General features: G+C 66.2%; 3 protein-coding genes. All 3 read right to left on the bottom strand.

Annotation, left to right across the window (positions count from 1 at the left end; all coding sequences use genetic code 11):
• Window positions 1-24 precede the first annotated feature (24 nt).
• A complete protein-coding gene (locus WCJ52_RS12765; protein ID WP_336903682.1) occupies window positions 25-1,083 on the bottom strand; it encodes a phosphotransferase family protein in 1,059 nt (352 codons plus the stop codon).
• A gap of 4 nt (window positions 1,084-1,087) precedes the next feature.
• A complete protein-coding gene (locus WCJ52_RS12760) occupies window positions 1,088-1,618 on the bottom strand; it encodes a TIGR02594 family protein (protein WP_336903681.1) in 531 nt (176 codons plus the stop codon).
• Window positions 1,619-1,786: 168 nt separating this feature from the next.
• Window positions 1,787-2,422: hypothetical protein (locus tag WCJ52_RS12755; RefSeq protein WP_336903680.1), on the bottom strand; the 636-nt coding region annotated here is incomplete at its 5' end.

The raw sequence follows: 2,422 nt of genomic DNA, 5'->3' as shown, positions 1-2,422 counted from the left end.
GGAGGCACTGGAGTTTGCTCCGGCCTAGTCGGCCGCTGCCGCCCGGGCGGCGAGCTCCAGGCTGCGCAGGACGCTGAGCCTGAGCCCTTCGGTGTCGACGCCCTCGGTGCTCTTCTTGCCCTCCATGTAGCGGGCATAGACGCCGTGGACGATGCAGGCGCTCTTCCAGCGGTTGAAGGCGACGTAGTAGTTCAGCCCCGACAGGTCGGCGCCGGTGGCGGCGGCGTAGCGTTCGGCCAACTCTGTCCGCGTGGGAAAGCCCGGCTGGGCGTGGGGCGAGGTCTCGGTCGGGGGCTCAGGATCGGAGGGGGCCGGCCAGGGATTGAGGGCATAGGCCAGGTCCGCCAGGGGGTCGCCCAGGGTGGCGATCTCCCAGTCGATCACCGCCAGCAGCCCGCCGCCCCGCCCGACCAGGATGTTGTGGATGCCGAAGTCCCCATGGACGACCCGGGCCGGGACCTGGCCGGGCAGGCGGGCGCGCAGGAAGGCTTCCACATCGTGGGCGCGGGGGTCGTCAAAGCCTGCCGGCCCCACAGACGCGGACCAGGACCGGCCCCAGGCGTTGATCTGGCGCTCCACATAGCCCTCGGGCTTGCCCAGGTCGCCCAGGCCCACGGCGGCGGGGTCCAGGGCGTGGAGCTGGGCGAGGGCGTCGATGAAGGCGAAGGCCAGGTCCCGGCGCTTGGCCTCCGGTGCCCAGTCCTTGACGTCCTCCACCGTGTAGAGGGGATGCCCGTCCAGGAAGTCCATGACGTAGAAATGCGCCCCGGTGACCGACGGGTCCTCACAGAAGGCGAGGGGGCGGGGCGTCGGGACGGGGGTATCCTTCAGGGCCGACAGGACCCGGAACTCCCGGCCCATGTCGTGGGCCTTGGGCAGGAGCTCGCCGAGGGGCGGACGACGAATCACCGCCTGCCGGCCGTGGGTATCGGTCAGCCGCCAGGTCAGGTTGGAGTGCCCGCCGGGCAGGCGCACCCAGTCGAAGGGGCCGGACAGCTCCGGACAGTTCGCCGCCAGCCAGGCCTCGACGACGGGGCGGTCATATCCGGGAATGGCGTCTGTCGCAGGGGCGGCTTCGGTCATGGTCTTAGGCCTCGTTGGAGGAAACCTCGCCAGTGGCGGCGAGACGGTAGGTCGCAGCGGAGCGGGGCTTGTTCACATAGGGCGGTTGGCGGACGGCGTAGAGGCGCTCCTTGGCAATGCGGGTAATGCAGACCCGGTCGCCCTGGTTGCCTCCCAAGACATGATAGCATCGGGAATCCTCGCCGATGTACAGGCCTACGTGACCGCCACCCTGGCGCATGAAGACCAGGACGTCGCCCAGTTCGGGCTGGCCGCCCTCGACACCGAACCGCGCCCAGCTGAGGGCCCAGAGCGGTGCCGGCGGCACCTCCCGTCCGGAAATCCGTGCGACATGGGCCATGAAGAGGCCGCACCAGGGGATGGCATCCGCCCGATAGTCGCTGGCGAGGCCGGTCTGGGCGGCCCACTGGAGGATCTGCGGGGTGTTTGCGGCACCAGCGGTCTCGCGGACCCCGAACTCGGCCAGGGCGGCGGAGATCATCCGCGGCAGGGGCTCCATGCGGCTCAGCCAGGCGTAGGTCTTGGGGAGGGTCATTTGGGGGGCTCTCGGGTGTGGAAGACCACCGGGAGTGTCGGCGCGATCGGCCGGATTGCAAATTTTAGACGTGATCCAGAATGCGCATAAGGAATATTATCAGAAATATGTGGAGCCTAGGGGCTTATGGGCCGGTCGTTCCTGCAGACATCTGTCCAGGTGGCACTCCTAGTTGGCGGCGCCACGCCAACGTGTCGGTATAAGTGATTGGTGCTGGTAGGCTTTTCGCCAGAATGCCAACTCCAAATACGTCCAGATCCAGCCCGAGATCAGGATGATGACCAGCACTCCAATGATCGTAAGGTCCCTCAGGCTGAGCTGCCCCTCCAGGGCCCACCTCTTCCCAAATTGCGTGGGCTGAAGGCTGATCACTAAGCTGACCGCGTTGAACACAACATAGACCAGCCATATTCCGCTCCGGCCAAAGCGCAGGCCCGCCGGAAGGCTGGCCGCACCAAAACTCAACGCGACCAGAGAGGTAAACCCGCACAAAATCCACCAGTGAGATGTCAAGGCGTCCGGGCGAAGAAAGGCCGGCAGGGCAAAGATCAAGCCCCACGTTGGCAGCAGAAACGCGGGTACGACGAGGTGCAAGGCAAACGTCCTACCAAGGGCCGAAACGGGCAAGCCGGCTCGCACTCGTTGTGGCTCCCAGAGCGCAAGCACCACCAGAACAGAACAAAATAGCGCTGCGAGCCCCAAGGCGAGCATCGGCCTATCGAAGACTAGAAATGGCCCAGACTTCGGGGTGAGCACGACAAACGCGAGGAGGCAAAAAGCAACGCCTGCAAATGGTGCGATGCG

Source organism: Phenylobacterium sp. (assembly GCF_037138395.1).
In the GTDB taxonomy this organism is placed as follows: domain Bacteria; phylum Pseudomonadota; class Alphaproteobacteria; order Caulobacterales; family Caulobacteraceae; genus Phenylobacterium.
Note: the sequence above shows the minus strand (reverse complement) of the source record. Positions and strands in the feature narration are given on the sequence as shown.

Coding starts and splice junctions, on each gene's coding strand:
- WCJ52_RS12765 (WP_336903682.1), bottom strand. CDS start 1,083: ATGACCGAAGCCGCCCCTGCGACAGACGCCATTCCCGGATATGACCGC.
- WCJ52_RS12760 (WP_336903681.1), bottom strand. CDS start 1,618: ATGACCCTCCCCAAGACCTACGCCTGGCTGAGCCGCATGGAGCCCCTG.